This is a genomic window from Mannheimia varigena, assembly GCF_013377235.1.
Classification (GTDB): Bacteria; Pseudomonadota; Gammaproteobacteria; order Enterobacterales; family Pasteurellaceae; genus Mannheimia; species Mannheimia varigena.
The window spans coordinates 1,925,371-1,950,504 of sequence record NZ_CP016226.1; the positions used below are offsets into that span (position 1 = coordinate 1,925,371).

General features: G+C 42.1%; 26 protein-coding genes and 1 tRNA gene. 10 read left to right on the forward strand and 17 right to left on the reverse strand.

What is annotated here, in order from left to right:
- Nucleotides 1-42: 42 nt before the first annotated feature.
- From A6B40_RS09045 to clpP, 6 genes are all read right to left on the reverse strand, one after another.
- A complete protein-coding gene (locus A6B40_RS09045; RefSeq protein ID WP_176672183.1) occupies nt 43-1,341 on the reverse strand; it encodes an AmpG family muropeptide MFS transporter in 1,299 nt (432 codons plus the stop codon).
- Nucleotides 1,342-1,450: 109 nt separating this feature from the next.
- Complete coding sequence (gene galE, locus A6B40_RS09050) at nt 1,451-2,467, reverse strand: UDP-glucose 4-epimerase GalE (RefSeq protein ID WP_176672184.1); 1,017 nt, start codon at nt 2,465-2,467, stop codon at nt 1,451-1,453.
- Nucleotides 2,468-2,551: 84 nt separating this feature from the next.
- Nucleotides 2,552-2,713 carry a Trm112 family protein gene (locus tag A6B40_RS09055; RefSeq protein ID WP_025216775.1) on the reverse strand — a complete coding sequence of 54 codons (162 nt, stop codon included), beginning with the start codon at nt 2,711-2,713 and terminating at the stop codon, nt 2,552-2,554.
- Nucleotide 2,714: 1 nt separating this feature from the next.
- Nucleotides 2,715-3,692 (reverse strand): tetraacyldisaccharide 4'-kinase, encoded by a 978-nt coding sequence (gene lpxK / locus A6B40_RS09060; RefSeq protein ID WP_176672185.1) that lies wholly within the window; start codon nt 3,690-3,692, stop codon nt 2,715-2,717.
- A 57-nt stretch (nt 3,693-3,749) separates the two neighbouring features.
- Nucleotides 3,750-4,997, reverse strand: a complete 1,248-nt coding sequence (gene clpX, locus A6B40_RS09065; protein WP_176672186.1) for an ATP-dependent protease ATP-binding subunit ClpX — start codon at nt 4,995-4,997, stop codon at nt 3,750-3,752.
- Nucleotides 4,997-5,590 carry an ATP-dependent Clp endopeptidase proteolytic subunit ClpP gene (clpP, locus tag A6B40_RS09070; RefSeq protein WP_025247358.1) on the reverse strand — a complete coding sequence of 198 codons (594 nt, stop codon included), beginning with the start codon at nt 5,588-5,590 and terminating at the stop codon, nt 4,997-4,999. Before clpP ends, clpX begins: the two co-directional genes overlap by 1 nt.
- Before the next feature lie 114 nt (nt 5,591-5,704).
- Here clpP and A6B40_RS09075 point away from each other — a divergent pair, with 114 nt between their 5' ends.
- Complete coding sequence (locus A6B40_RS09075) at nt 5,705-6,082, forward strand: SufE family protein (RefSeq protein WP_176672187.1); 378 nt, start codon at nt 5,705-5,707, stop codon at nt 6,080-6,082.
- Between the two features lie 42 nt (nt 6,083-6,124).
- Here the strand turns inward: A6B40_RS09075 and A6B40_RS09080 are convergent.
- From A6B40_RS09080 to trpE, 7 genes are all read right to left on the reverse strand, one after another.
- A tRNA-Asp gene (locus tag A6B40_RS09080) sits at nt 6,125-6,201 on the reverse strand.
- A gap of 87 nt (nt 6,202-6,288) precedes the next feature.
- Nucleotides 6,289-7,041, reverse strand: a complete 753-nt coding sequence (locus A6B40_RS09085; protein ID WP_176672188.1) for a class I SAM-dependent DNA methyltransferase — start codon at nt 7,039-7,041, stop codon at nt 6,289-6,291.
- A gap of 6 nt (nt 7,042-7,047) precedes the next feature.
- Entirely contained in the window at nt 7,048-7,656 is a 609-nt protein-coding gene (locus A6B40_RS09090) for a glutathione S-transferase (RefSeq protein WP_176672189.1), read from the reverse strand.
- A 98-nt stretch (nt 7,657-7,754) separates the two neighbouring features.
- On the reverse strand, nt 7,755-8,756 hold the full coding sequence (trpD, locus tag A6B40_RS09095; RefSeq protein ID WP_176672190.1) for an anthranilate phosphoribosyltransferase: 1,002 nt from the start codon (nt 8,754-8,756) through the stop codon (nt 7,755-7,757).
- Nucleotides 8,757-8,875: 119 nt separating this feature from the next.
- Nucleotides 8,876-9,262 carry a tautomerase family protein gene (locus A6B40_RS09100; RefSeq protein WP_025342905.1) on the reverse strand — a complete coding sequence of 129 codons (387 nt, stop codon included), beginning with the start codon at nt 9,260-9,262 and terminating at the stop codon, nt 8,876-8,878.
- On the reverse strand, nt 9,255-9,845 hold the full coding sequence (locus A6B40_RS09105; RefSeq protein ID WP_176672191.1) for an aminodeoxychorismate/anthranilate synthase component II: 591 nt from the start codon (nt 9,843-9,845) through the stop codon (nt 9,255-9,257). The genes A6B40_RS09100 and A6B40_RS09105 overlap by 8 nt, the downstream gene beginning before the upstream one ends.
- Nucleotides 9,846-9,851: 6 nt before the next feature.
- Nucleotides 9,852-11,405, reverse strand: coding sequence for an anthranilate synthase component I (trpE, locus tag A6B40_RS09110; RefSeq protein WP_176672192.1), 1,554 nt, complete (start codon nt 11,403-11,405; stop codon nt 9,852-9,854).
- A 149-nt stretch (nt 11,406-11,554) separates the two neighbouring features.
- On the opposite strand from trpE, the gene A6B40_RS09115 reads away from it, so the two are divergent.
- From A6B40_RS09115 to A6B40_RS09125, 3 genes are all read left to right on the forward strand, one after another.
- Nucleotides 11,555-12,172 (forward strand): L-threonylcarbamoyladenylate synthase, encoded by a 618-nt coding sequence (locus A6B40_RS09115; protein WP_176672193.1) that lies wholly within the window; start codon nt 11,555-11,557, stop codon nt 12,170-12,172.
- A 63-nt stretch (nt 12,173-12,235) separates the two neighbouring features.
- Nucleotides 12,236-13,315, forward strand: a complete 1,080-nt coding sequence (rluB, locus tag A6B40_RS09120) for a 23S rRNA pseudouridine(2605) synthase RluB (RefSeq protein ID WP_176672194.1) — start codon at nt 12,236-12,238, stop codon at nt 13,313-13,315.
- Nucleotides 13,316-13,435: 120 nt separating this feature from the next.
- Nucleotides 13,436-15,205: an SLC13 family permease gene (locus tag A6B40_RS09125; RefSeq protein ID WP_176672195.1), complete on the forward strand. Its 1,770-nt coding sequence runs from the start codon at nt 13,436-13,438 to the stop codon at nt 15,203-15,205.
- 162 nt (nt 15,206-15,367) lie between these two features.
- Here the strand turns inward: A6B40_RS09125 and A6B40_RS09130 are convergent, their stop codons facing one another.
- Complete coding sequence (locus tag A6B40_RS09130) at nt 15,368-19,591, reverse strand: YadA-like family protein (protein WP_176672196.1); 4,224 nt, start codon at nt 19,589-19,591, stop codon at nt 15,368-15,370.
- Between the two features lie 249 nt (nt 19,592-19,840).
- Between A6B40_RS09130 and pnuC the strand changes: the two genes are divergently transcribed.
- Nucleotides 19,841-20,581 (forward strand): nicotinamide riboside transporter PnuC, encoded by a 741-nt coding sequence (gene pnuC, locus A6B40_RS09135; RefSeq protein WP_112110633.1) that lies wholly within the window; start codon nt 19,841-19,843, stop codon nt 20,579-20,581.
- An 81-nt stretch (nt 20,582-20,662) separates the two neighbouring features.
- Here pnuC and A6B40_RS09140 read toward each other — a convergent pair whose 3' ends face one another.
- Nucleotides 20,663-20,887 (reverse strand): hypothetical protein, encoded by a 225-nt coding sequence (locus tag A6B40_RS09140; RefSeq protein ID WP_236966865.1) that lies wholly within the window; start codon nt 20,885-20,887, stop codon nt 20,663-20,665.
- An 88-nt stretch (nt 20,888-20,975) separates the two neighbouring features.
- Nucleotides 20,976-22,262, reverse strand: coding sequence for a phosphoribosylamine--glycine ligase (gene purD, locus A6B40_RS09145; RefSeq protein WP_176672197.1), 1,287 nt, complete (start codon nt 22,260-22,262; stop codon nt 20,976-20,978).
- Between the two features lie 245 nt (nt 22,263-22,507).
- Between purD and rpsF the strand changes: the two genes are divergently transcribed.
- Genes rpsF through rplI form a run of 4 tightly spaced genes read left to right on the forward strand, consistent with a single transcriptional unit; the run spans nt 22,508 to nt 23,898 of the window.
- A complete protein-coding gene (gene rpsF, locus A6B40_RS09150) occupies nt 22,508-22,882 on the forward strand; it encodes a 30S ribosomal protein S6 (protein WP_025236533.1) in 375 nt (124 codons plus the stop codon).
- A gap of 1 nt (nt 22,883) precedes the next feature.
- On the forward strand, nt 22,884-23,231 hold the full coding sequence (gene priB, locus A6B40_RS09155; RefSeq protein WP_176672198.1) for a primosomal replication protein N: 348 nt from the start codon (nt 22,884-22,886) through the stop codon (nt 23,229-23,231).
- Entirely contained in the window at nt 23,206-23,433 is a 228-nt protein-coding gene (gene rpsR, locus A6B40_RS09160) for a 30S ribosomal protein S18 (RefSeq protein WP_005598105.1), read from the forward strand. Before priB ends, rpsR begins: the two co-directional genes overlap by 26 nt.
- Before the next feature lie 15 nt (nt 23,434-23,448).
- On the forward strand, nt 23,449-23,898 hold the full coding sequence (rplI, locus tag A6B40_RS09165) for a 50S ribosomal protein L9 (RefSeq protein ID WP_025216795.1): 450 nt from the start codon (nt 23,449-23,451) through the stop codon (nt 23,896-23,898).
- Nucleotides 23,899-23,950: 52 nt separating this feature from the next.
- Here rplI and dnaQ read toward each other — a convergent pair whose 3' ends face one another.
- The gene (gene dnaQ / locus A6B40_RS09170; RefSeq protein ID WP_176672199.1) at nt 23,951-24,727 is read right to left on the reverse strand and encodes a DNA polymerase III subunit epsilon; all 777 of its coding nucleotides are present in this window, start codon (nt 24,725-24,727) and stop codon (nt 23,951-23,953) included.
- A 190-nt stretch (nt 24,728-24,917) separates the two neighbouring features.
- On the opposite strand from dnaQ, the gene A6B40_RS09175 reads away from it, so the two are divergent.
- Nucleotides 24,918-25,076 carry a hypothetical protein gene (locus A6B40_RS09175; protein ID WP_176672200.1) on the forward strand — a complete coding sequence of 53 codons (159 nt, stop codon included), beginning with the start codon at nt 24,918-24,920 and terminating at the stop codon, nt 25,074-25,076.
- Nucleotides 25,077-25,134: the final 58 nt, after the last annotated feature.

A 25,134-nucleotide genomic window follows, 5' to 3' on the forward strand; every position in this document is an offset into this window, starting at 1 on the left:
GCCTAAAATTGCAAATTTTTTTATAAATTTAACCGCTTGTAACTAAGCTGAGTTTTGCTCTGTCCAAGGAGCAACCTTAAACAGCATTAACATTCCCGGAATGCCAATAAAGAAGCAGAGCCAGAAGAATTGATAATAGCCCATCATTTCTACCAGGTGCCCGGTGTATGCCCCGAGCATTTTGCTTGGCAGGGCAGCAAGGCTAGTGAAAATAGCCAGTTGCATTGCAGTATAAGCAGGGTTAGTTTCACGAGCCATAAAGGCTACGAAAGCGGCGGTGCCAAGCCCTACGCCCAGATATTCGCCTGCCATCACTAAACCTAATTTCCAAAGCTCGGCAGCCCCAATGCTTTCGGTGGGGAAATATCCAAAGCTGGCAAGATAAGCAAAACCTAAAATGGTTACTAACTGAACTAAACCAAACAACCACAAGGCACGGTTCACGCCCAGTTTTAACATTGCAATACCACCGATGATACCACCACCAATGCTACACCATAGTGAAGTCATTTTCACAATGCCTGCAATGTGCGATTTGGTAAAACCCATATCTAAAATAAATTTAGTTTGCAGTGTGGTAGCGAGAGAATCGCCCAATTTATAGAGGAAAATAAACAGAATTAAGCCAATAGCCCCTGCAACTCCTTTACGAGTAAAGAACTCTTTGAACGGATCAACAAACGCCATATAAAACGGCTTAGAGCGGTCGATTGGTTTATGGTTAGGTTCAGCGGCTATTAACGTAACGAATAAACAAGGCACTAAAAAAGCAGCCGTAATCAGGAAAACGGTATCCCAAGCGTAATGATCCGCTAAAAACAGTGATAAGCCGCCGGGAATTAAACCCGCAATGCGATAAGCATTAACGTGAATAGAATTACCTAAACCCAGTTCTTTATCCGATAAAATCTCACGGCGGAAAGCATCTACCACAATATCTTGGGTAGCAGAAAGAAACGCCAATAGTACCGAGAGGGTAACAATGATAGAAATATCTTTGACAGGGTCGAACAAGCCGAAGCTAGCTAAAATAACTAATAGCCCAATTTGCGAAATAAAAATCCAGCTTCTACGTCTGCCCAAAAATGGTGGAAAATAACGGTCTAATAACGCAGCCCATAAAAATTTCCAAGTATAGGGAAGGGAAGTTAGAGTAAATGCCGCAATGGTTTTAATATCTAAATTCGCACTAGTTAGCCACGCTGGCATTAGCTGAATTAACACAAATAACGGCAAGCCAGAACAAAACCCAGTGTAAAGACAAAGTAGCATATTTTTTGTGAAAATATGCTGCCAAATAGAGGGCTTTGCTGCGTTATTTTCAGCATTGTAAGCGGTCATATTTTTCCTAAATTTTGCAAAAGGGAAGATGATATGGATTAATATACCATCTTCTCTAATTATTTGCGATTTAAAGAAAAGAGCTATCTTTCGATAGCTCTTAATTTTTCTAGCCTTTATAACCATTCGGGTTATTTTTTTGCCAATTCCAAGTGTCTTTCATCATTTGCTCTAAGCCACGTTCTGTTTTCCAGCCGAGTTGTTCGAGGGCTTTTTTAGGATTAGAGTAATATGAGTCAATATCACCTGCACGGCGTGCTACTATTTGGTAAGGTACTTTAATGTCATTTGCTTTTTCAAATGCTTTTACCATATCTAACACAGAATAACCGATGCCAGTCCCTAAATTATAGATATGTAATCCAGCTTGGTCTTGGTGTTTATCTAAGGCTTTTAGATGACCTACCGCTAAATCAACAACGTGAATATAATCACGCACACCCGTGCCATCGTGGGTAGAGTAGTCGCCACCAAAAACAGATAATTGTGGTAATTTACCTACCGCAACTTGGCTAATAAATGGCATTAAATTATTTGGGATACCGTTTGGATCTTCACCAATCAAGCCGCTTTCGTGAGCCCCTACTGGGTTGAAGTAACGTAAAATAACCGCACTAAATTGTGGGTTGGCTTTTACAGTATCTTCTAAAACACGTTCAACCATATATTTTGACGTTGCATAAGGGCTAGTTGTTGCGCCCACTTGAAATTCTTCTGTTACAGGAACAATTTCAGGTACACCATATACTGTTGCAGTCGAGCTAAACACAATCGTATTTACGCCTGCTTTAAGCATTTCTTCCACTAAAACAATTGAGCCACCTACGTTGTTTTCATAGTAAAACAAAGGTTTCTGTACGCTTTCCCCCACCGCTTTTAAGCCAGCAAAGTGAATAACGGATTCAATTTTATGATTTGCAAAAATCTTGCGTAAGATATCACGATCTAACACATCACCTTTATAAAAGGTTAAATCTTTGCCTGTAATTTGTTTTACACGCTCTAATGAAATTTCGGAAGCATTATGTAGATTATCTAATACTACAACTTCACGGTTGATATTCAATAATTCTACGATTGTATGAGTGCCAATATAACCTGCACCACCTGTTACTAAAATTGCCATTTTGTATTCCTCTTTAATGTAGAGATTCAATAAATTTATTGATATTTTATCCGATTAATAAGATTCTACTAACATCTGTTGAATTTATAATGCCTTCCCGGCCTCGGGTAGTAATTCGGGAATGCCATTTTTAATTGGGTAAGCGATATTGAGCTTACGATTGATTAACTGGTTGTTCTCTTTATCCCATTCTAATTGTTCATTTGAAATAGGGCAGACAAGGTTGTTAAGTAGTTTTTCGTTCATACTATTTTCCTAGTTTTTGTAGAATTGGGTCTAACAAGCAAGCGGTCGAATTTTCTGAAAATTTTGCAGAAACAGGCACATACCACCAATTTGTTGGTGCAAACTCTTTGCATTTTACCGCATCTTTTTCCGTCATTAATAATGGTGTTTGACTATCGGCTAATTCAAGAAGTTGGGTTTTATCAAAGTCTTGGTGATCGGCAAAACCTTGCGTATGAGTAAGCGGAAGCCCAAGTTTTTCCAACATCGTAAAAAAGCGAGGTGGGTGACCAATACCGGCAATCGCTACGCAAGGCTGGATAAATTCGCTTAACGGCTTACGTTCATTGGTAAGCAGATTAATCGCATCAGATGGCTCAAGCGTCATTAAATGCTCATTAGGCTTTGGCTCTCCGCCGTTACAAATCACCGCATCTACCGATTTCAAACGGCTTGGCAGTTCTCGCAAACCTCCGGCTGGTAATACAAAACTGTTACCAAAACGCCGAACGCCATCCACCACCACCCATTCCATATCTCGCTGTAAGGCATAATGTTGCAAGCCATCATCGGTAATAATGATGTCTAGCTCAAACTGGCTTAGCAGTAATTCAATGCTTTGCTGGCGGTTTGGCGAAATTGCAAGAGGAGCATTGGTTCTCTGAACAATCAAAACAGGTTCATCGCCTACCATTTCAGCTGAGCTTTCGTGAGTAACTAATTGCGGAAAAGTTTTGATTTTGCCGCCATAACCCCGAGAAACCACGCCAACTTTTACGCCACGAGCTTGCAGTTGCTCCACCAACCATACCACCACAGGGGTTTTGCCATTTCCGCCCACAGAAATATTACCCACCACCAACACCGGCACAGGTGAACGGTACGATTGCAAAATATTCCAAGAATATAACCGCTTGCGAACGTTACTAATCAACCAAAACAGAAATGAAAGCGGCGAAAGCAGCCAAGTAATAAGGGATTTTGTTTGCCAGATTTTCATAATTTAAAATAAGGAGTAAAAATAAAGCACATACATCAATATGTGCTTTATTGTGGATTATTCCACCTTCGGCTTATCGCCGTTTTCCACACAACCTTTGCCGATAGTTACCTTTTTCGCATTTAAGGTTGGGAGATCGTACATTGTATCAAGCAACAAGTTTTCTACGATTGAACGTAAACCGCGAGCCCCTGTTTTACGGGCAATGGCTTTGCCTGCAATGGCGATTAATGCTTCTTTGGTGAAGTGTAATTCTACGCCTTCCATTTCGAATAAGGCTTGGTATTGCTTGATAATTGCATTTTTAGGCTCGGTTAAGATCTGAATTAAGGCTTCTTCGTCTAACTCTTGTAGTGGCGTAACTACAGGTAAACGACCGATTAACTCAGGAATTAAGCCGAATTTAACCAAATCTTCAGGCTCAACTTGTTTGAATAATTCTGTTAAATCTTGGCGATCTTTATCTTTTCTCAATGCCGCACCAAAGCCAATACCGCCCTGCGTATTTGTGCGAGATTCTACAATTTTATCTAAACCTGCAAACGCCCCACCGCAAATAAAGAGGATTTTTGAGGTATCCACCGGAATGGTTTCCCCTTTCGGATGCTTACGCCCACCTTGTGGATTGATATTCGCCACCGTGCCTTCAAGCAGTTTTAGTAAGGCTTGTTGTACGCCCTCGCCTGACACATCACGGGTAATGGAGGCACTTTCCGATTTACGGGTGATTTTGTCGATTTCATCAATAAAGACAATGCCACGTTCCGCTTGTTCTGCTTCAAAATCGCATTTCATCAATAATTTTTGAATAACGTTTTCCACGTCTTCACCCACATAACCGGCTTGGGTAAGAGTAGTCGCATCAGCCACTGCAAACGGCACGTTTAAACGGCGAGCCAGGGTTTCGGCAAGTAAAGTTTTACCGCTACCAGTAGGACCAATTAACAGGATATTACTTTTACCTAGCTCAACACCATTGGTTGCTTCATGATTTGATAATGCACTTCTTAAACGTTTATAGTGATTGTAAACTGCTACAGAAAGCACTTTTTTAGCGTGTTCTTGCCCGATAACATAATCATCTAAATGTTCGTGTAATTCGTGTGGTGTTGGCACATTGGTAAAAAAGCTTGCATCATCATCTTGATTTTCATCAATTAACGGCTCTTCTTCACCGTGCAATAGGGCGTACGATTCCTCGATACATTCGTTACAAATATAGCCTTCAGTGCCTTCTACTAATTGATCGACCTCAGTGCGTTTTTTACCGCAAAAACTACAGTGTGGTTCTTTTTCAAACGCCATTATGCCACCTCGCTACGAGAGGTTAAAACTTTGTCAATTAAGCCATATTCAGCTGCCTCTTCCGCAGACATAAAATTATCACGTTCAGTATCAGCTAACACTTTTTCGTAATCTTGTCCGCTATGTTCTGCCATACGGCGAGTTAGCGTTGCCTTTAAGCGTAAAATTTCTTCAGCTTGAATTTGAATATCGGTTGCTTGACCTCTCGCACCACCTAAAGGTTGATGGATCATAATGCGAGCGTGTGGCAGGGCAAAACGCTTACCTTTCGCACCTGCTGAGAGTAAAAATGCTCCCATTGAAGCTGCCTGCCCTGTGCAAAGGGTTGCCACATCAGGCTTAATAAAGTTCATCGTATCGTAAATCGCTAAGCCTGCCGTTACCACACCACCTGGCGAATTAATATATAAATAGATATCTTTTTCAGGATCTTCCGCTTCTAAAAAGAGCAGTTGTGCCACAATTAAATTTGCCATTTGGTCTTCAACTTGACCATTTAAAAAAATAATACGCTCTTTTAATAAGCGTGAATAAATGTCGTAAGAACGTTCGCCTTTTGAGGTCTGTTCTACCACCATTGGGACTAATGCCATTATTATTTCCTCTATCGTAATACGAAAATCACTCTATTCTAGCAAATTTTCAGAAAATCATTAACAACAAGCGGACAGATTGTTAAAATCTTTTGCAAATTTATTGAGGATACTATGACATTAGCAGAGATTTACCAAAAATTTGAAGATTGCAAATCGTGGGAAGAAAGATACCGCTTGTTAATTCAATTCAGCCGCCAACTCCCGAAACCGAGTGAGGTAGAACTCGTAACCTTGCCCGAAATTGAAGGTTGCGAAAGCCGATTGTGGTTTCAGTTCCAACTTGATCCGAGAAAGGTACAAGCTTACAGTGATGCCCGATTAATGCAGGGGATTTTATTTATTGTCGTGACCGCACTCACTGAGAAATCCATGGAAGAATTGAAAAGTTTCGATTTAAAAGCGATGTTCGATGAATTGAAAATCTCGCCGAATTTGACGAGTACCCGCCTGAATGGACTGGGGCAGCTCCAAAAATGGATTACAGTGTGATAAATGAAAAAAGCCTCTGATTTCTCAGAGGCTTCAATTTGTTGGCGGAACGGACGGGACTCGAACCCGCGACCCCCTGCGTGACAGGCAGGTATTCTAACCAGCTGAACTACCGCTCCGTACTGGTGCGTGAATAATAGTGCTTTCACCTAAATTTAGCAAATGTTTTTTGCTAAAAAATAATCAAATGATTGCAAAATAAACACTTAACCTTTGCTTGCTTTCACAAAAAGCAGCGGCGGGCGATGTTGCAGATCTTTAAATTCATTGTGCCATTCGGGTTGTTCGGCAAACATCGGCTCTTCCATTTGCTCGATCTGAAATCCACCTTGAATCAGGTTATTCACAATGGTTGCCATTGTGCGGTGATAGGTTTTAAATGGCTGTTGAAACCAACTGCGGTCTCGCTCGCCCTCGTCCCGATAATAATTGAGGCGATAAGCTACCTGCTGTTTTGCTTCGTTTTTTTCCCAACGGTAGCCCTCTTTGTAACAAGTCACAATCGGGTGCTCTTGCGAGAAAATCAGCATGCCGAAAGTGGTCATTTTTGCGGAAATTTTTGCAAGTAGGTCGGGGAAATTTTCAATATAGTGAAAGGCAAAGGAACTTGTAACCAGATCAAAATCATTTTCTGCGATCTCATTTAAACGCTCCATCGGCAAGCAATAGAGGGAAAAATCCTGCCCTTTTTGCCAACGAGCGGAAAGATCCGTTTCCGCTTGTTGTAGCATTAATTCTGAAAGATCCAACCCGACCACTTTTTCCGTCCCCAGTTCCAAATAGCGAGCTAAATGCACGCCGGTACCGCAGCCGAGATCCAGCACTTTTTTGCCTTTTAAATCGGGCAGAAGAGAGAACATTGTCGGCTTTTCCACCACTTCATTCATACTGATTGGATTTTGGCGAAGCTGCTGGTAACGCTCGAAAAAAATCGGGGTGTCGTAAATGCTTTTTTTCATTTTTCCTTACCCTTCCAACCAGGTTTTTAATTGAGGTAACGCTAATAATCGGCGTTGGTAAGCCAGTGGTTTTTCGCTGAAATAAGCGTGCAAGCCGTAGGTTTCAATGCGTAATGCGATGGGTACGAAAAAGGCATCAACGGCGGTGAATTGCTCGCCGCCTAAAAAGTTGCCGGCAAAACGGTTCAACCCTTCTTGCCAAAGTTGATCAATTCGACTTAATTCATTGGCTAATTTGGCAGGAATCTCGGTTAATGTGATGCGTTCAAGCGGTCGAAAATCGCAAATTTCTCGCAAAACGTTAAAACCTGAGTGCATTTCCGCACACGCACTTCGGCTCCACGCTCGTGCAATTTTATCGTCCGCCCAAACTTGTGGGTAGATTTCTGCCACATATTCGGTAATGGCTAGGCTATCCCAAACCGTGTGACCGTTATCCACCAAAACAGGGATTTTAGCGGTGGGAGAAAATTGCTGAAATGCTTGACGTTGAGCGTTTAAATCAGACTGATAGCGGACGATTTTGGGCTCAAAGGGAATATTCAACGTTTTGAGCAGAATCCAAACTCTGAGCGACCACGATGATTTCGGTGGATTGAAATAGAGTTGTAGCATAGGTTTTCCTTGATGATATTGCCCCTACCCTTTGCGAAGCAAGGTACTTCCCCCTCTGAGGGAAGTACCGCCAACGGCGGAGTAGGGGGAATTAATAACTAATCGTTATATTGCGACAATTTCACCAAGGTTTCAAATGCTTTTCCGCTGGCGAGGGTTTCTTTCACTCTCTGCACGTTGGCTTTTAAATCGTTTTCGCCGAAGGTTTTCATCAATAACGCCACATTTACCGCCACCGCATCAATGTGAGCCGGTTCGCCTTTGCCTTGCAAGATAGCGGTCACTTTTTTCGCATTTTCTGCAGGTTCGCCGCCTTTGAGGGTTTCTAAAGAGTGACGTTGAACTCCGAAATCTTCAGGGGTCAGCGTGTAATCTTTAATCTGCCCTTGTTTGATTTCTGCCACTTGCGTTTCGCCGTGTACCGCCACCTCATCTAAGCCTGCACCGTGAACCACAATGGTATGTTCGCAACCTAAAGTTTTCACCGTTTCGGCATAAACTTTCACCAGTTCCGGCGAATAAACGCCGAGTAGTTGTCGTTTGGCGTGAGCCGGGTTTACCAACGGCCCTAAAATATTGAACAGGGTGCGAGTTTTCAACGCTTGGCGAACCGGAGCCGCATATTTAAAACCGCCGTGGTAGGTTGGGGCGAATAAGAAGCAGATGCCGGTTTCATCAAGGGCGAGGCGTGAGGTTTCAGGCCTTACGCCCACATTAATGCCCAAATGGGTGAGCACATCGCTTGAGCCGGTTTTGCTCGATACACTGCGGTTGCCATGTTTGGCAATGCGGTAGCCCATTGTCGCCGCTACCAAGGCTGAGGTGGTGGAAATATTGATGGTGTTATGCCCATCGCCCCCCGTGCCGACAATATCCGCAAAGGCGTAATCCGGCGTTGGGAATGGGGCGGCATTTTCTAACGCTGCGGTAGCAGCCCCTGCGATTTCTTCCACCGTTTCGCCCCGTAATTTCAAGGCGATAAGCGCGGCGGCGAGCTGTTCGTTTGAGATATTGTCTTTCACCACTTCACTGAAAAAAGCGTGGGATTCCGCTCGGGTTAAGGCTTGGTTGGCGAATAATTTATCGAGTAATTTTTGCATAATATTTTCCTTAAAAATTATTCACAATCCGTATGACGGATTGTTCACCCTGTTGGGGCTGTTGGCAAAGCCAACGTTCAAAAAGCAATGCTTTTTGTGACCGCTTGAGGCATCACAGATTAGCGGTGCACCTGATATTCCAAATCAGTTGCCTCATTGCCTGTCATTCCACGGAAGCCCCAGCAATGTTCGGGTTGCTCTTTAATGGTGATTTCTACGTCCATTGGCACAATGCCGACTTTGGATTGCAAGGCACTGAATAAGCCTTTAATCAGCCGTTTTTTGATCTGCTCACTACGCCCTTGCATCAAGTTAATTTCAATCACAATAAAATCTTGGCTGCGGTTAATCGGCGGATAAAAATTCTCCGCTTCTAACAATTCAAAGCGTAATGCGTGGCGTTGTTTTGGCACGCCAAGGCTCATTTCCATACAGTCAAAAATGACTTCGGCGATTTTTGCTCGGCGGTCGGCTAAGGCCTGTTTTAGCCCATAGACACTAATCATTTCTGCCTCCAAGTAACCATTCCACCGACTGTTTCAATAATTTTGTGCCTTGCACGGTGAGAATGGATTCCGGGTGGAACTGAAAGCCGCAAATCGGTAGTGTTTTGTGGCGGATTGCCATCACAATATGCTCAAATTTGGCGTTCACTTCAAATTCTTCGGGCAATTCATCGCCCATTAACGAGTGATAACGAGCCACTGGCATCGGGTTGTTGATGCCGGCAAACATCGCTTGGTTGTCGTGCTCAATGCGAGAAACCTTGCCGTGTAACACCGTGCCGGTGTGAACCACTTTACCGCCGAAAGCTTTGATCAAGGCTTGATGTCCGAGACAAATTCCAATCATTGGCACTTTATCTTTCAAACGGCGAATGATTTCCAGCAAATTACCCGCCTCAGCCGGATTTCCTGGGCCAGGGGAGAGTGCCACCAAGCAATTTTCGGTATTTTGGGCTTTGGCGAGGAAATCCTCAAGCGGATAGTCGTTGCGGAAAATCGTCACCTGATGCCCAAGCTCACGGAATTGATCGACCAAGTTGTAAGTAAAAGAGTCGAAATTATCAATAAAAAGAATATTTGCCATAGTGTGTTACCCCAAATTTACTTGCCCAATCGCCTTCAACACCGCTTTTGCCTTGTGGCGGGTTTCATCTGCTTCTGCTTGCGGATCGGAATCCAACACCTCGCCGCAGCCTGCTTGCACATAGGCAATGCCGTTCTGCACGAAGGCGGAGCGAATCACGATACAGGTGTCTAAATTGCCGTCTGAAGTCAAATAGCCCACCGCACCGCCATAGCTATGGCGTTTTTGCTGTTCCACTTGGTAGATAAGCTGCATCGCCTTGATTTTCGGGGCTCCGGTTAATGTTCCCATATTCATACAGGCTTGGTAGGCGTGAAGAGCATCTAAGTCAAAGCGAAGTGTGCCGATCACACGGGAAACGAGGTGCATAATCTGCGAATAGCGGTCAATTTGCATTAAATCTACCACACGGCGAGTGCCGGATTCGCTCACTCGAGCCACATCATTTCGAGCCAAGTCCACCAACATTAAATGCTCGGCAAGCTCTTTTTGATCGAGGCGTAATTCCAGCTCCAAACGGCTGTCTAGCTCAGGATCGATATGGCCTTGCTCGTCAAATCCACGAGGGCGAGAGCCAGCAATCGGGTAAATTTCGAGCTGGCGGTTATACTCGGAATATTTCAACGCACTTTCCGGAGAAGCCCCAAACAGGGTGAAATTCTCCCCCTGCATAAAAAACATATACGGACTTGGGTTGTTGATTTTCAGTTGGCGATAGCTTGCCAAGGTGTTCGGGCAAGGCAGGCTGAAACGGCGAGATGGCACAATTTGGAACACATCACCAATATTAATATGGTGTTTCAGCTTGCGGATAATGTCTTTAAATGCTTCATCTTCAATATTCGCTTTCGCCTCACCGCTTGCGGCTTGAATGTTGAGTGAAAGCTCCGTTTCGTTCAGATTTGCTAATTTTTGGGAAAATTCCACCGCTTGTTGGGCGAGATTTTCCTGCTCGCTCGGGTTAAAACAGAAGCTGTTGAGAACAGCGGTTTCGGTTTGGTGATCGATAGTGAGCAGCTGCTCGGCTAAATAGAAACTATAATCTGGGCAGCTCAAACCGTCATCTTGCAGGCTGATGTTCTCCATTGGAATGAAATTCGCCACCAAATCGTAGCTGAATAAGCCTCCCAAATAGACCGGCGATGGGCTTTCGGCAAAAAGGCGGCTCACGCTGCGTAAACCGTCAAAAATGGTGGTGGCTTTCAGCTTGCTGTCTTCGTCTAAATGGTTGCTGATAGTTGGGAAAACCGCTTGCAAGCGGTTATTTTCGCTTAATAATTTGCAAATCGGAGCAGGGTTTAATTTGCCGAGGGCTTGTTCGATTAAAGGCAACACTGCTTTGCCGTTTTCGGTGAGAGCGTGGAAAGTGACGGTTTGATCTTCACAAAAAATATGCACCGCCGATTTAGCGAACAGTAAACTTTTCAGGCTATTTTTGCTTTGGATTTCGGCGGAGTCTAATAACAGCGTATGCGGACGCTCACCGCACAAGGCGTAACAAACCGCCGTGGTATCTGCAAAATAAGGCAGCTGAGTTTGAGTGATTTGTAATTGAGGCATAGCAGGTTCCCGAATTAAAAATGTTTTGCACTATTAAACTAGTACATTAAAGAGAAGTCAAGCGGTTATTTCAGATATTTATTCGTGATTAAAAGATATTCGTGTATAATTGCCGCACTTTTTGAGTGCAGCCTAAGGCTTGAGGTAAGATGACGCAATTTTTCTATATTCACCCCGATAATCCGCAACCACGCTTGATCAATCAAGCGGTGGAAATTATTAAAAACGGGGGCGTAATCGTTTATCCGACCGATTCAGGTTATGCCTTAGGTTGTGCCATTGGCGATAAGCACGCAATGGACAGAATTGTCGCCATTCGTAAATTGCCGGAAAATCACAATTTTACCTTAGTGTGCAGTGATTTGTCTGAGCTTTCAACCTATGCGTCGGTGACCAATCAATCTTACCGCTTAATCAAAAATAATACGCCAAATCCTTACACTTTTATTCTGCCGGCAACCAAAGAATTGCCTCGCCGTTTAATGACGAAGCGTAAAACTATCGGCATTCGTGTGCCGAATAATGCGATTGCATTGGCATTAATTTCCGCCCTTGGTGAACCGATTTTGTCTTGCTCGCTGATGCTGCCGGATACCGAAATGACCGAATCCGATCCTGATGAAATCCGAGAGCATTTGGAACATCGGGTGGATTTGATTATCCACGGCGGCTATTTAGGGCAACAGCCAACCACGGTGGTGGATTTAAGTGAAGACTCGCCAACCGTTATTCGAGAAGGCTCGGGTGACCCAACGCCGTTTAATTAATTTTGTATGGACGCATCAGCGTCCGCATATTCAGACGCTTGTGAAAGCGACAAAAGGAACTTTATGACAACTTTTCAAAAGAAACCAACCCACAACGCTCGCTCGGACAAACGTGGCGATAGCCGTCCTTCTTTCAAAAAAGAAGATCAAAAATCAGAACGTAAATTCGGCAAAAGCACGGAAAAACCGCAGCGACCAACCTCGAAACCTTTAGCCGCCAAAGTTGCAAAAAAAGTCGTAAAAACGACCGCTAGTGACGCTGCAAAAGGGGCGGAAAACCAAGAGAAAAAAGTCAAAGTGGTGGGTGAAAAACTACAAAAAATCTTGGCTCGTGCAGGGCAAGGTTCTCGCCGTGAATTAGAAGAGATCATTGCCGCAGGGCGTGTGAGCGTAGACGGCAAAATTGCTACCTTGGGTGACCGTGTACAAGTGAGTTCTTCCACCAAAATTCGTATTGACGGACATTTGATCAACTTAATTTCTACCCAGAAAGAGATCTGTCGTGTGTTGATGTATTACAAACCGGAAGGCGAACTTTGCACTCGTTCAGACCCTGAGGGCAGAGCAACTGTATTTGACCGCTTGCCTCGCTTAACCGGTTCACGCTGGATTGCGGTGGGGCGTTTGGATATCAACACCTCAGGCTTATTGCTGTTCACGACAGACGGCGAGCTGGCAAACCGCTTAATGCACCCGAGCCGTGAGGTGGAGCGTGAATATTCGGTGCGTGTGTTCGGCAATATTGATGATGCAATGTTGCAACGCTTACGCAAAGGTGTGCAGCTGGAAGACGGCCCGGCAAACTTCAAGCAAATTAAAGTCGTGGGCGGAACAGGCTTAAACCAATGGTTTGATGTGACCTTAACTGAAGGGCGTAACCGTGAAGTTCGCCGTTTGTGGGAATCACAAGGGGTGGAAGTAAGTCGCTTAATTCGCATTCGCTACGGCAATATCAAGCTTGATAAAGGCTTGCCTCGTGGCGGTTGGGAAGAGATGGGCTTGGAGCAGGTAAACTACTTGCGTGAGTTGGTCGGCTTACCAGCAGAAACGGAAACCAAAGTGGACGTTACGGCAAACCGACGCCGAACAAACATTCGCCAGATCAGAAAAGCGGTAAAACAACATCAAAAATATCGTGGTTAGTTGAATGATATAGCTGATTCTAGTGTGAGTCGGCTATTTTTTATTTTAATAAAATTTAAAGACAAACATAAAGGCTTGATTTATGATTGCGCTTTCTTATATTGAAATTGGAGTAAAAGGATGTCTTGGGATATTGTCGCAACATTAGCAGTAACTTTTATTGCGGTATTTTTATTTGCAACAGAAAAAATTCGAATGGATGCGGTAGCTATTTTAGTTTTATCGTCTTTGGTTTTATTAGGACAAATTGATACTAAATCCGCATTAAGCGGATTCTCTAATTCCGCAACAGTTACTGTTACTGCAATGTTTGTGTTAGCTGCAGGTTTACAGAATAGTGGAGCGTTAGATAGCATAGGTGGTTTGCTGGCAAAGGTGAAAACGCCTTGGTTATTTATTTTGGTATTATGTGGCGTAAATGCTGTCATTTCTCCTTTTGTGAATAATACAGCAGTTGTTGCGGTATTAATTCCAATTGTGATTGCTGCTGCTCAGAATATTAATTTAGCGCCTTCTAAGGCATTAATTCCTCTCTCATTTTCATCTCAAATGGCTGGGGTCTGTACTCTTATTGGTACATCTACTAACTTATTAGTTAATGCAATTGCTCAACAACAAGGACATCCTGGGTTTAGTATGTTTGAGTTTGCACCCCTGGGAATCATTTTCTTATTAGTAGGGGGGGCTTATCTATTAATTACAAGTCGTTTCCTATTACCAGAATCTCGATTACAACTAGAAGATGGAGAGGGTTTTGGTAAGTATGTATCTGAGCTTAAGGTAAACAAAGATTCTGTATTAATTGGAAAAACAGTATCTGATTCAGGCTTAATGGACGAATTTAATCTATTTACTATTGCGGTATTGCGCGATGGCGAGCGTTTATCCACACCAAGTCATCAAGTACTGCAAAAACACGATATTTTATTATTACGTGGTGAATCGGAAAATTTAGCGAGTGCACGTGAAAAATATGGTCTACATCATGTTGTGTATGGCAGGCGTGATCTTGATGAAGAAAGTTTTGATGATTTAGTTTTAACAGAAGTAATGATTTCACCAACTTCTCGCTGGGTAGGAGGTACCATCCCTATCTTGCAACAACGCTGGAATAAAAATGCAACGGTATTGGGTATGCAGCGCCGTAGTAGAGTAATTCGTGAGCGTTTGCGTGGGATAAGGTTTAAAATGGGAGATATTCTATTAGTTACCTTACCTCGTGAAGATATGGTGAGTTTGCGTAAAAATAAAGATTTTATCGTTTTGTCTTCCGAATTAGTCAAAACAGAGAGATCATGGCGTGCAAAATTTGCTCTAGTAGTTATGGCTGCTGTAGTAGCTACTGCCGCATTGGATATTGTTCCTATCTCAATTAGTTCTTTAGTTGGTGCGGTGGCAATGTGTATTGCTGGATGTTTAACGGCTGATGAGGCTTACCAATCAATAGACTGGAAAATTATTCTTGTATTAGCCGGTTTATTACCATTAGGTGAAGCAATGGCAAATAGTGGAGCTGCTCAATTTATTGTAGATAATACACTTGGAAAAGTTGGTGCATTTGGTCCATTGGTTGTTCTAGCAGTACTTTACTTACTTACATCAACCTTAACAGAGTTTATGAGTAATGCTGGTACTGCTGTGTTATTAACGCCTATTGCTATTTCAACAGCCAAAATGCTTGGGGTAGATGCTTCGCCATTTATTATTGCGGTAATGTTTGCTGCAGCAACGAGTTTTATGACACCTGTCGGTTATCAGACTAATACGATGGTTTATGGTGCGGGTGGTTATAAATTTACTGATTTTATTAAAATCGGATTGCCATTGAATTTAATCTATTGGGGTCTAGCTGTGCTGTTAATTCCAATTTTCTTCCCATTTTATCCATAATAAATAGACGAAGTTTATAAAAAGGCAGGTTAAGAGTAAAAAAGACTAACTATTTTGTTTATTATTCTTTTCTGCCTCATATTTCCATAAGAAAGTAAAAGGTTTACAGAACTATAATTCTGTAAACCTTGCTAATGTTAAATGAATTTCTTTGTTAGGATATTACCATTGATACCCCATGCCAATACTTCCGCCGAAGTCACCTCGGGTATTGCTATTACCGGTTAATTTATAAATAACCTTTCCATTATCCGAGATTCGAGAATAGCCTACCGCGATTGCAGCTTCATTACGATATGTACCTCCTGAAGCGGCAAGCATACTTTTGCCTGGTAAATATGCTTGAGGTAAGCCAGCTGTTGCAGTAGCTCCTGCAATACCTGCACGTAAACGTTTATCTACTTTATTAACTTTAGAATCGATATTGTTGATCTTATTGTTAATATTTTGCTCAGATGCTTTTAATTGCCCGAAATTAACTGCATCAGTATCATTTGTACCTTTAGCCACATTAGTAATTTTCTTGTTAGCTGCATTAATGCCTGATTTAGTAACACTTGGACCACCATTAATAGTTAATCCATTTGTTGTGATTTCAGTATCGCCTGCTTTAACAGTATCTGCGGCCACAGTTGTTGCTGTTACAGAATTCACCTTAACATCTTTAGCTAGCTTTACATTTAGTGTGCCATTACCATCTGAAACAACGCCGATATTATTATCTGTTAGCGCCGATTCGTCAGATATTCCACCTTTTACTGTTACTGTAGAACCTAACTTACGAGTAGAAGCAGTTCCTGTATCGCCGGCAAATGTTAATGGGCTCGTTACAGCATCATTTAGTGCAGTAATTGCATCACCTACATTGTTAACAGTCTTATTTGCCTCACTGGCAGGAGCACCATTAACAACAGTATAGCTTGGAGCTGAAACAGTACCATTAGTATTAACGGTTGATCCGCCACCTAATGCATTAGCTATAGAATTTGCAGTGCTATAGAGTTGGCTACCATTCACAGCATCAGCAGAAACAGGTGAAATATCACCATCAGCAACACTAGTTACTTTTAAACTACCTGCATCTACGCCTGTTGTCGTGATACTTGGTCCATTCTCAATAGTTAAACCATTAGTATTTACTTTGGTTTTACCTGTAGTAACAGAACCATCGTCACCTAAATTAACATCTTTAGCTAGTTTAACAATTAATGTATCATCACCATTTGCAACAACACCGATATTGTTATCAGTTAATGTTGTTGTATCAGCACCACCTTTAATATTTAATGTGTCGCCCAACTTACGAGTAAGCTTTGTACCTGTATCATCTGCAAAACTAAGTCCGCCATTTTTTAGATCAGTTACTTCAGTACTTAAATTATCAATTTCAGTATAAGCTGCATAAAGTTGTGAACCATTAATTGCATCAGTTGAGGTTCCGGATATACGGCCTGCAGCAACATTCGTTAATGTTCGTTCATTACCCTCAGAACCAATGCTTACAGTTGAAGTTGGGGTCGTTCCAGCGAATGTGTATGTATTGCCATTTAATTGAGCACTTTCTGTTGCAACTGCTTTTGCGGTAACAGAATTTGTACCTAAAGCAACGGAACCAATATGTGTTGCTGAAGCATTTTGTCCGAGAGCTACAGCACCAGTTGTAGTTGCTTGTGAGCTAACGCCTAATGCAACAGAAGCAGCGCCAACAGCATTTGCGTTATTACCTAAAGCAGTTGCGGAGCTGCCTGTAGCGTTAGCATTTCTCCCCACAGCGGTTGACCACATTCCATCTGCATTAGCAGAATTACCTAAAGCGGTTGACTGTGTACCCCCAGCGTTTGCGTTATAACCTGCAGCAAGAGAGCCAGCGCCGGTTGAAGTTGCTTCATAACCTACAGCGGTTGAATTTTCACCGGTAGCTTCAGATTTAGCACCTAATGCAGTTGCACGAGCAGTTGTTGCTGTTGAAGCAGTACCAATAGCTGTTGAGGTATCACCATTTGCATTAGCTGCAGAACCAACTGCTAAGGCATTTGTGGCATTTGCATTTGCATTATAACCTACAGAGGTTGCATTCATGCCATCAGCTGTTGCACGAGGTCCCACAGCAGTGGTACGTTCACCATTTGCTTTAGCCTCTGAACCTAAAGCGGTTGCAAGATTACCATTTGAACTGGTTGCAACCCCAATAGCCATAGAGTTAACTCCGCTAGAGCCTGTATTGTCATAGTTGTAACGTTGGATACCATCATCAGAAATACTCACATAATGCACTGCAAATTTACTAATTACTTCATTAAGCTGACCTACATTGACTGCATCAGTATCCTCTTCACCAGCGGCAACATTAATAATCTTGTTTCCGCCATTATCTAAACCGTCTTTAGTTAAACTTACTGTGTTTCCTGCTGCACCATTAGAGATAGTTACACCTGTTGTGTTTAAAACAGTATCACCTGTAGTTAATGAACCGTTTGCACCTAAGTTAACTTTTTCTGCTAATTTAATAGTTAAAGTATCAGTACCATCAGTTTCAACACCGATATTTCCATCAGTTAATGTATCTGTTGCACCGCCTTTAATATTTAGTGTTGAGCCTAAACGACGAGTAACACTAGTGCCTGTATCACCAGCAAAGGTTAATGGGCTAATAACAGCAGTATTTAATGCACTTAGTGCTGCAGAAATATTAGTGTATGTTCCTTGATTGCCGTTTTCATCAGTAGCTGGGCTTCCATTTACTAAAGTATAAGTTGGAGCAGTAATATTACCATCAGTATTAACCGTTGCTCCACCACCTAAAATAGTTGCAGTAGAATTGGCTACATTACCTAATGCTTTTTGAGTTAAGTATAGTTGTGAACCATTAATAGCATCTGTAGAAGTGTCTGAAATGCGACCAGCAGCTAAATTAGTAAGCGTTCTTTCTTTACTTTCTGCACCAATACTAACGGTGGCAATTGGTTCTTTACCTGCAAATCCACTATAAGTAATTCCATTTACCGTTGCATCTGTTGTTGATACAGCCTCTGCCGTAACGGAATTACTACCCAACGCTACAGCATCAGCATTTCCTGCTGTTGCATTACGACCAATCACCGTTGAGTTTGTTGCAGTTGCAGCAGCTCCAATAACTGTTGAGTAAAAGCCTGTTGCATTTGCTGAATCACCGATTGCAATAGTGCGCTGGTTTGTTGCTTTAGAGCTTAAACCAAGAGCAATTGAAGCAGCGCCTGAAGCTGTTGCACGGTTACCTAAAGCCGTTGCAGAGCCACCGCTTGCGTTAGCTTCACGACCAAAAGCAGAATCATAGTCTTTACCTGCATTTGAATTTGTACCAACAGCTGTTGTTAAAAGAGCAGTAGCATTTGCGTAGTAGCCTAATGCAGTTGAACCATGCCCAGATGTTCTTGCTTCATAACCAACCGCTGTTGAGTTATCACCGCTTGCTTTAGATTTTGAACCTAACGCAGTTGAGTGAATCGCAGAAGCATTTGATTCAGCACCATAGGCAGAGCTCGTTATACCAGTTGCATATGCGTGACTACCTATAGCAGTAGCCCCCCCTACATCTGTAGTTGTTGCTGTTGCTGAGCTCTTATAATTATTAATGCCATTTGCAAGAGCCGAATTACCTATCGCAATATTGTTACTACTGGTTACGTTAGTAGTAGGCCCTGCTACTTTCGCATTAGCATAAGTACCAATCGCAATATTATGGTCACCACTTGTGCCATCACCTGCCGCATTACCTATAGAAATAGTATTATTACCAGTTAAGTTAGAACCAGCAGAATAACCTAATCCGATGTTATATGAGGTATCTGTATGGTTTGCACCTGCTTTGTTACCAATAAATACTTCACGAAAACCTGTGGCATTAGACTCATAACCAACCGCAACAGATAAATTACTTGCTGTTGAATTTGCCCCTAAAGCGGTTGACGCATATGTAGCACTAGCAAGTCCTCCTAAAGCAGTTGAAGCATCTGCAGTTGCAGTTGCATTATAGCCGATAGCAGTAGAGTACTTACCTGCATTACTAATATTGTCAATAGTTTCTCCTGAAACAGGATCAGTCACAGTAGTAATCGTTGACTTCACGTTAGAGCCTGTGCCAATAGCAACTGCTGTTAACTTATCAATTGATTCAGCCGTTTGCGTATTGTCAGGAACCATTCCCCCATTAAAGGTATAAGCTACCTCCGCTGCATTTGCAAAAGATGCTGACAGCACAAGGCTTACTGCACTTAATTTAAATGCCTTAGAAGTTAAAGATGTTTTTGCTATTTTCGAGCCTGATTTACTTGAACTTCTCGATAATTCAGAAACCACAGTCCAAGTACGCTTAGCGTGATTCCAAACTATTCGATAAATTTTATTCATAAATTACTCCTTAGATTTGTTTATTAGAAATTTAATGCGAAAGATTGCACTTGCTTTAATGTTCTAATAAGTAGTAGAGAATTATAGTGGTAATACCACTGACGAGTAGTGCTAACTTTGTAAGTTTACGTAATTTTTTGTCAGTTTTTGTAGATGGTAGATTTTGTTGTAGATGTTATGCTTATTTTGATTTTTTGCTTTGTATGATCTAGAATTTAAAACGTATATTTCACTTTATTTGGAGGAGAAATGGGCGACTTATCTATTTTAGATAAAATAAGGAAAGAAATTTTTAGTGGTTGGACTACTTTTGAGGCTATTTGGCTATTAATTTTTCTTGTTATTCAAATAGGAATCTTTGTCTATCAACCCGATACTTGGCTTGCTACCATCGCCGCTATCAATGGTATTCTATGTGTAGTGTTTGTAGGGAAGGGGAAGATCAGTAACTACTTCTTTGGCTTAATTTCTGTGTCGCTTTATGCCTATATTTCTTATACCTTCAAACTTTATGGTGAAATGATGTTAAACCTCTTGGTTTATGTTCCTGTGCAATTTATCGGTTTTTACTTTTGGCGCAAGAATATGAGCAGCCAAAATACGGTGAATAAATCAGGTGCAAAGGAGGTAATTGCAAAGGCTTTAACGGCTAAACAGTGGGTAATTGTTGTTATCTCAACTATTGTTGGGACTTACCTCTATATTCAATTGCTAAAATATCTAGGTAGTGCATTAGCGGTATTAGATGGTGCGACAGTTGTGATTTCAATTGTGGCACAAATCCTAATGGTGCTGCGTTACCGAGAACAATGGGCGTTATGGATTATCGTTAATATTATGACGATCTCACTTTGGGCGGCAATGTATTTCAAAAATGGAGAAACTAGCTTGCCATTATTAGTGATGTATGTGATGTATCTCTGCAACTCAATTTACGGCTATTACAACTGGATTAAACTTCATAGAAATCATAGGCAAGAAATTAGATAATTAAATAAATGCAAGCGGTTATTTTTTGGTAAAAAATTACGAAACAATGACCGCTTGTTACGTTATTTCAAGCGTGATTTTCTAAGTGGCGGAAATTGGCAAAAAATAGCGGAATTTTGACCACTTGTGGTTCGGCATCTGCTTTGTAATCACCTTTACAAGCGGTAAGATTTGGTTATTTTTTTGCAAATCTCCTTTCGCATTTAACAGAGCTTCAATTTTCCCAAAAGCCGCCGGATTGGCATATTCTTTGATGTTAGGATCGTAAAATAAGGGCTTGGCGTTGTCATTGTGTTCCTTAAGCATCTTTATCAGAATTCTTGAATAGCAGAATCATAATATGAAAAAGGCACACAACCAGAAGTTGTATGCCTTTATTTTTTAGCTTTGTTTATTATTTTGCTTGTTCTCTGGCAACCGCTCGGTAGCCGATATCACGGCGGTAGAATCTGCCTGTCCATTGGATTTGTTCAGCCAGTTTTAATGCCTGTTGTTGGGCTTCAAATACTGAGTTGCCGAGAGCGGTGGCACAAAGCACACGTCCGCCGTTGGTGACTAATTTGCCCTCTTTTTGCTCCACACCAGCTAAGAATACTTTTTGATTTGGGGTAGCGGCTGGAATACCGGTGATTTCATCGTCTTTGCGGTAATCGCCTGGGTAGCCTTCAGCGGCAAGCACAATGCCTAGCGCGGCTTGTTCGCACCATTTGGATTGAATGGTGTCTAGCTCGCCATCGCACGCTTTTAAGCAGAGTTCGACTAAATCGGACTCCAAACGCATCATAATCGGTTGGGTTTCAGGGTCGCCAAAGCGGCAGTTAAATTCGATCACTTTCGGCTGACCGTTTGGCATAATCATCAAACCTGCGTATAAAAAGCCGGTGTATGGATTATTTTCTGCCGCCATTCCACGCACGGTTGGGTAGATAATTTCTTCCATTACACGGTTGTGGAGCGCTTGGGTCACAACCGGAGCCGGTGAGTAAGCCCCCATTCCGCCAGTGTTCAAGCCTTTATCGCCCTCGCCCACACGTTTGTGGTCTTGTGAGGTTGCCATCGGCTCCACGTTTTTGCCGTCCACCATCACGATAAAGCTCGCTTCTTCGCCATCTAAAAACTCTTCGATCACCACACGGCTGCCGGCGTCACCAAATGCATTGCCTGAAAGCATATCACGTACGGCATCTTCCGCTTCTTGCAGCGTCATTGCCACAATCACGCCTTTTCCTGCGGCTAAACCGTCCGCTTTAATCACAATCGGAGCACCTTTTTCTTTTAGGTAGGTAAGTGCCGGTTCAACTTCGGTGAAGTTTTGGTATTCTGCGGTTGGGATATTATGGCGAGCCAAGAAATCTTTGGTAAAGGCTTTCGAGCCTTCTAACTGAGCCGCTGCTTGGGTTGGGCCGAAAATTTTCAAGCCGTTGGCTCGGAAAGCATCTACTACGCCAGCCACAAGCGGGGCTTCCGGCCCGACAATGGTTAAACCTACGTTGTTCTCTTTTGCAAACGCAACTAACGCCGGTAAATCTGTGCCTGAAATCGCCACATTCTCAATACCGTTTTCCGTTGCTGTACCGGCATTGCCCGGTGCGACAAATACTTTATCCGCTAGGGGAGATTGACGCACTTTCCAAGCTAATGCGTGTTCACGACCACCATTTCCAATAATTAAAATATTCATTTGAATTCCTTATGTGTAACCAAAGCAAACGTTTGCGTATTCTACTTTATTTAGGCTGACAAATAAACCTCAAAACAAGCGGTTATTTTTCCTAAAAATTTTGCAAATTTGCGAATTGTTGCTTGCAAAATAGTCTTTTTTCCGTATAATTCCGCCGTTCAGTCACATTTGTTTTTTAATCCTTGCTTCCACAAGTTGGTGACTGGCTAAAGTTGGAGGCTGCTAACCCGTAAGGATAGTCATCAATGCGTCACTACGAAATCGTTTTTATGGTTCACCCGGACCAAAGCGAACAAGTACCGGCAATGATTGAGCGTTACACAGCATCTGTTAAAGAAGCTGGCGGTCAAGTTCATCGCTTAGAAGATTGGGGTCGTCGTCAATTAGCATACCCAATCAACAAACTTCACAAAGCACACTATGTGTTAATGAATGTAGAAGCACCTCAAAGTGTAATCGACGAGTTAGAAACTAACTTCCGCTACAACGATGCAGTTCTTCGTAACTTAATCGTTCACACTAAAGCGGCTGTAACAGAAGCTTCTCCGATGTTAAAAGCACGTGAAGAGCGTAAGCCTGTTGAAGCAGCAGAAGTTGAAGTAGAAGAAGCAGGCGAATAATTTGTCTGTTGAAAATTGTTTAATACTAACGGGCAAAGTCGCCACGTTGATTAAACAAAGCCTAAGCCCTCTTGGCATACCTCATTACAGTTTTTGGTTAGAACATCGTTCAACACAAACTGAGGTAAATTTAGAACGTCAAGCGTGGTGCAAAATCCAAGTGATTTTGAGTGGCAATCAATTTAGTTATTTAACCCAACAAATCAAGCTCGGTGCCAATGTGCGAGTGAAAGGTTTTATCCACACCCACAAAGACTTTAACGGTTTAAATCAGTTAGTCTTACACACCGAACAAATTGAATTTATAGATCAGGAGAAGCCAAATGGCACGTTATTTCCGTCGTCGTAAGTTCTGCCGTTTCACAGCGGAAAATGTTGTTGAAATCGATTACAAAGATATCGCTACATTAAAGAACTACATTTCTGAAAGCGGCAAGATTGTTCCTAGCCGTATTACTGGTACTCGTGCGAAGTATCAACGTCAATTAGCTCGTGCGATCAAACGCGCTCGCTACCTTGCGTTACTTCCATATACTGATAACCACCAATAATCAGGAGAGAGTACAATGCAAGTTATTTTATTAGACAAAGTTGCTCACTTAGGTTCTGTGGGCGACCAAGTAACCGTTAAATCTGGTTTTGCTCGTAACTTCTTAATCCCACAAGGTAAAGCGGTTATGGCAACTGCAGCAAACATTGCTCACTTTGAAGCACGCCGTGCAGAATTAGAAGCGAAAGCAGCGGATGCATTAGCAACTGCACAAGCTCGCGCAGCTAAAATTGCTGAAATCGCAGCTGTATCAGTATCTGCAACAGCAGGTGATGATGGTCGTTTATTCGGTTCTGTTTCTGCTAAAGACATCGCTGAAGCATTAACAGCAGCAGGCGTTGAAGTAGCTAAATCTGAAGTTCGTTTAGGTGAAGGTCCACTTCGTACAACTGGCGAACACGAAGTTAAAGTTCACTTACACGCTGAAGTGAACGCAACTGTAGCAGTAAACGTTGTTGCTGAATAATCAGTAATAAAGATAAAAATAAACCCAGCCTAGTGCTGGGTTTATTTTTGAATTAATTTAAGATTTCCGATTCTTCAGTCATTGCTTTTGTCCAAAGACAATTACCTTTCGATTTCTTTTCAATCAGCTTTAATAATGCCAAATGCGATTCTTCCTCTTCAGTATTGGCTTTAAGAATAATAGCATCATCTGCATTTAGTGTAATTGCTGAAAATTCTTCTTCACTATCGACAACAGCCGATATCGTTTCTACTTCTTCTTCGCCTAATAATGAAATTTGCCCGCCGGTCATCATCAAGAAAACATCGGCTAGAATCTCAGCATCTAGTAAAGCTCCGTGTAATACACGTTTACTATTATCAATGCCTAAACGATCACACAAAGCATCTAAATTATTTCGCTTACCCGGATACATCTTTCGTGCCATTTGTAGGCTATCGGTAACTGTACACATTTCAGATGTTTTCGCCGGAGGATTAGGCAGATAAGAAAATTCCTGATCCATAAACGCCACGTCGAAGGGGGCATTATGAATAATCAGCTCAGCTCCTTTGATGAAGTCTAAAAATTCATCAGCAATATCGGCAAAAACAGGCTTGTCCTGCAAAAATTCATTAGTAATACCGTGAACCGCAATCGCTTCTTCATCCACGTTACGAGGTGGCTTGATATAAACGTGATAAGTTCTCCCGGTCAAACGGCGGTTAATCACTTCAACCGCTCCGATTTCGATAATATTATGCCCAATTTGTGGCGGGCCACCTGCCATATTCATTCCTGTGGTTTCAGTATCCAGAACCACTTGGCGAATAATTTTTTCTTCTGTCATATTTTCCCTTTCTATAATTTGATCTTGTAAAATTTTACCAAAATTGAACCGCTTGTAGAGAAATTTTTACTTTGAGTTTTAAAAGTAGATTAAATGCACAAAAACCATACATTGAATGTGGTTAAATTGCTTTCGTTAAAAGATGATTTTTAATATAATATAAAAGTTTTAATTTTAAAGGAGACAAAATATGAAAAATATAATGAAAATTTTTGCAGTTGTATCTGTTGTTGCAACATTATCCGCTTGTACAGGTGTGCGTGGACACGACGGTTCAGGTCCTGTATGTGAAAATGCGACCTTTATGGGCATTTCTATTATTGAAGCGGTTTCTCCGTGTAAAAAATAAATTCTATTTTTATACATAGAGATATGAAAAAGCTCAAATCTGATGGCAGATTTGAGCT

What these genes read in the sequence shown, in the direction of transcription:
- pnuC (WP_112110633.1), top strand. Translation starts at nt 19,841, where the DNA reads ATGGGCGACTTATCTATTTTAGATAAAATAAGGAAAGAAATTTTTAGT.
- A6B40_RS09100 (WP_025342905.1), bottom strand. Translation starts at nt 9,262, where the DNA reads ATGATTAGTGTCTATGGGCTAAAACAGGCCTTAGCCGACCGCCGAGCA.
- A6B40_RS09055 (WP_025216775.1), bottom strand. Translation starts at nt 2,713, where the DNA reads ATGAACGAAAAACTACTTAACAACCTTGTCTGCCCTATTTCAAATGAA.
- A6B40_RS09175 (WP_176672200.1), top strand. Translation starts at nt 24,918, where the DNA reads ATGAAAAATATAATGAAAATTTTTGCAGTTGTATCTGTTGTTGCAACA.
- lpxK (WP_176672185.1), bottom strand. Translation starts at nt 3,692, where the DNA reads ATGAAAATCTGGCAAACAAAATCCCTTATTACTTGGCTGCTTTCGCCG.
- A6B40_RS09125 (WP_176672195.1), top strand. Translation starts at nt 13,436, where the DNA reads ATGTCTTGGGATATTGTCGCAACATTAGCAGTAACTTTTATTGCGGTA.
- rluB (WP_176672194.1), top strand. Translation starts at nt 12,236, where the DNA reads ATGACAACTTTTCAAAAGAAACCAACCCACAACGCTCGCTCGGACAAA.
- A6B40_RS09090 (WP_176672189.1), bottom strand. Translation starts at nt 7,656, where the DNA reads ATGCTACAACTCTATTTCAATCCACCGAAATCATCGTGGTCGCTCAGA.
- A6B40_RS09105 (WP_176672191.1), bottom strand. Translation starts at nt 9,845, where the DNA reads ATGGCAAATATTCTTTTTATTGATAATTTCGACTCTTTTACTTACAAC.
- A6B40_RS09140 (WP_236966865.1), bottom strand. Translation starts at nt 20,887, where the DNA reads ATGCTTAAGGAACACAATGACAACGCCAAGCCCTTATTTTACGATCCT.
- rpsF (WP_025236533.1), top strand. Translation starts at nt 22,508, where the DNA reads ATGCGTCACTACGAAATCGTTTTTATGGTTCACCCGGACCAAAGCGAA.
- dnaQ (WP_176672199.1), bottom strand. Translation starts at nt 24,727, where the DNA reads ATGACAGAAGAAAAAATTATTCGCCAAGTGGTTCTGGATACTGAAACC.
- A6B40_RS09075 (WP_176672187.1), top strand. Translation starts at nt 5,705, where the DNA reads ATGACATTAGCAGAGATTTACCAAAAATTTGAAGATTGCAAATCGTGG.
- galE (WP_176672184.1), bottom strand. Translation starts at nt 2,467, where the DNA reads ATGGCAATTTTAGTAACAGGTGGTGCAGGTTATATTGGCACTCATACA.
- trpD (WP_176672190.1), bottom strand. Translation starts at nt 8,756, where the DNA reads ATGCAAAAATTACTCGATAAATTATTCGCCAACCAAGCCTTAACCCGA.
- clpP (WP_025247358.1), bottom strand. Translation starts at nt 5,590, where the DNA reads ATGGCATTAGTCCCAATGGTGGTAGAACAGACCTCAAAAGGCGAACGT.
- purD (WP_176672197.1), bottom strand. Translation starts at nt 22,262, where the DNA reads ATGAATATTTTAATTATTGGAAATGGTGGTCGTGAACACGCATTAGCT.
- A6B40_RS09045 (WP_176672183.1), bottom strand. Translation starts at nt 1,341, where the DNA reads ATGACCGCTTACAATGCTGAAAATAACGCAGCAAAGCCCTCTATTTGG.
- A6B40_RS09130 (WP_176672196.1), bottom strand. Translation starts at nt 19,591, where the DNA reads ATGAATAAAATTTATCGAATAGTTTGGAATCACGCTAAGCGTACTTGG.
- trpE (WP_176672192.1), bottom strand. Translation starts at nt 11,405, where the DNA reads ATGCCTCAATTACAAATCACTCAAACTCAGCTGCCTTATTTTGCAGAT.
- clpX (WP_176672186.1), bottom strand. Translation starts at nt 4,997, where the DNA reads ATGGCGTTTGAAAAAGAACCACACTGTAGTTTTTGCGGTAAAAAACGC.
- rplI (WP_025216795.1), top strand. Translation starts at nt 23,449, where the DNA reads ATGCAAGTTATTTTATTAGACAAAGTTGCTCACTTAGGTTCTGTGGGC.
- A6B40_RS09085 (WP_176672188.1), bottom strand. Translation starts at nt 7,041, where the DNA reads ATGAAAAAAAGCATTTACGACACCCCGATTTTTTTCGAGCGTTACCAG.
- rpsR (WP_005598105.1), top strand. Translation starts at nt 23,206, where the DNA reads ATGGCACGTTATTTCCGTCGTCGTAAGTTCTGCCGTTTCACAGCGGAA.
- A6B40_RS09115 (WP_176672193.1), top strand. Translation starts at nt 11,555, where the DNA reads ATGACGCAATTTTTCTATATTCACCCCGATAATCCGCAACCACGCTTG.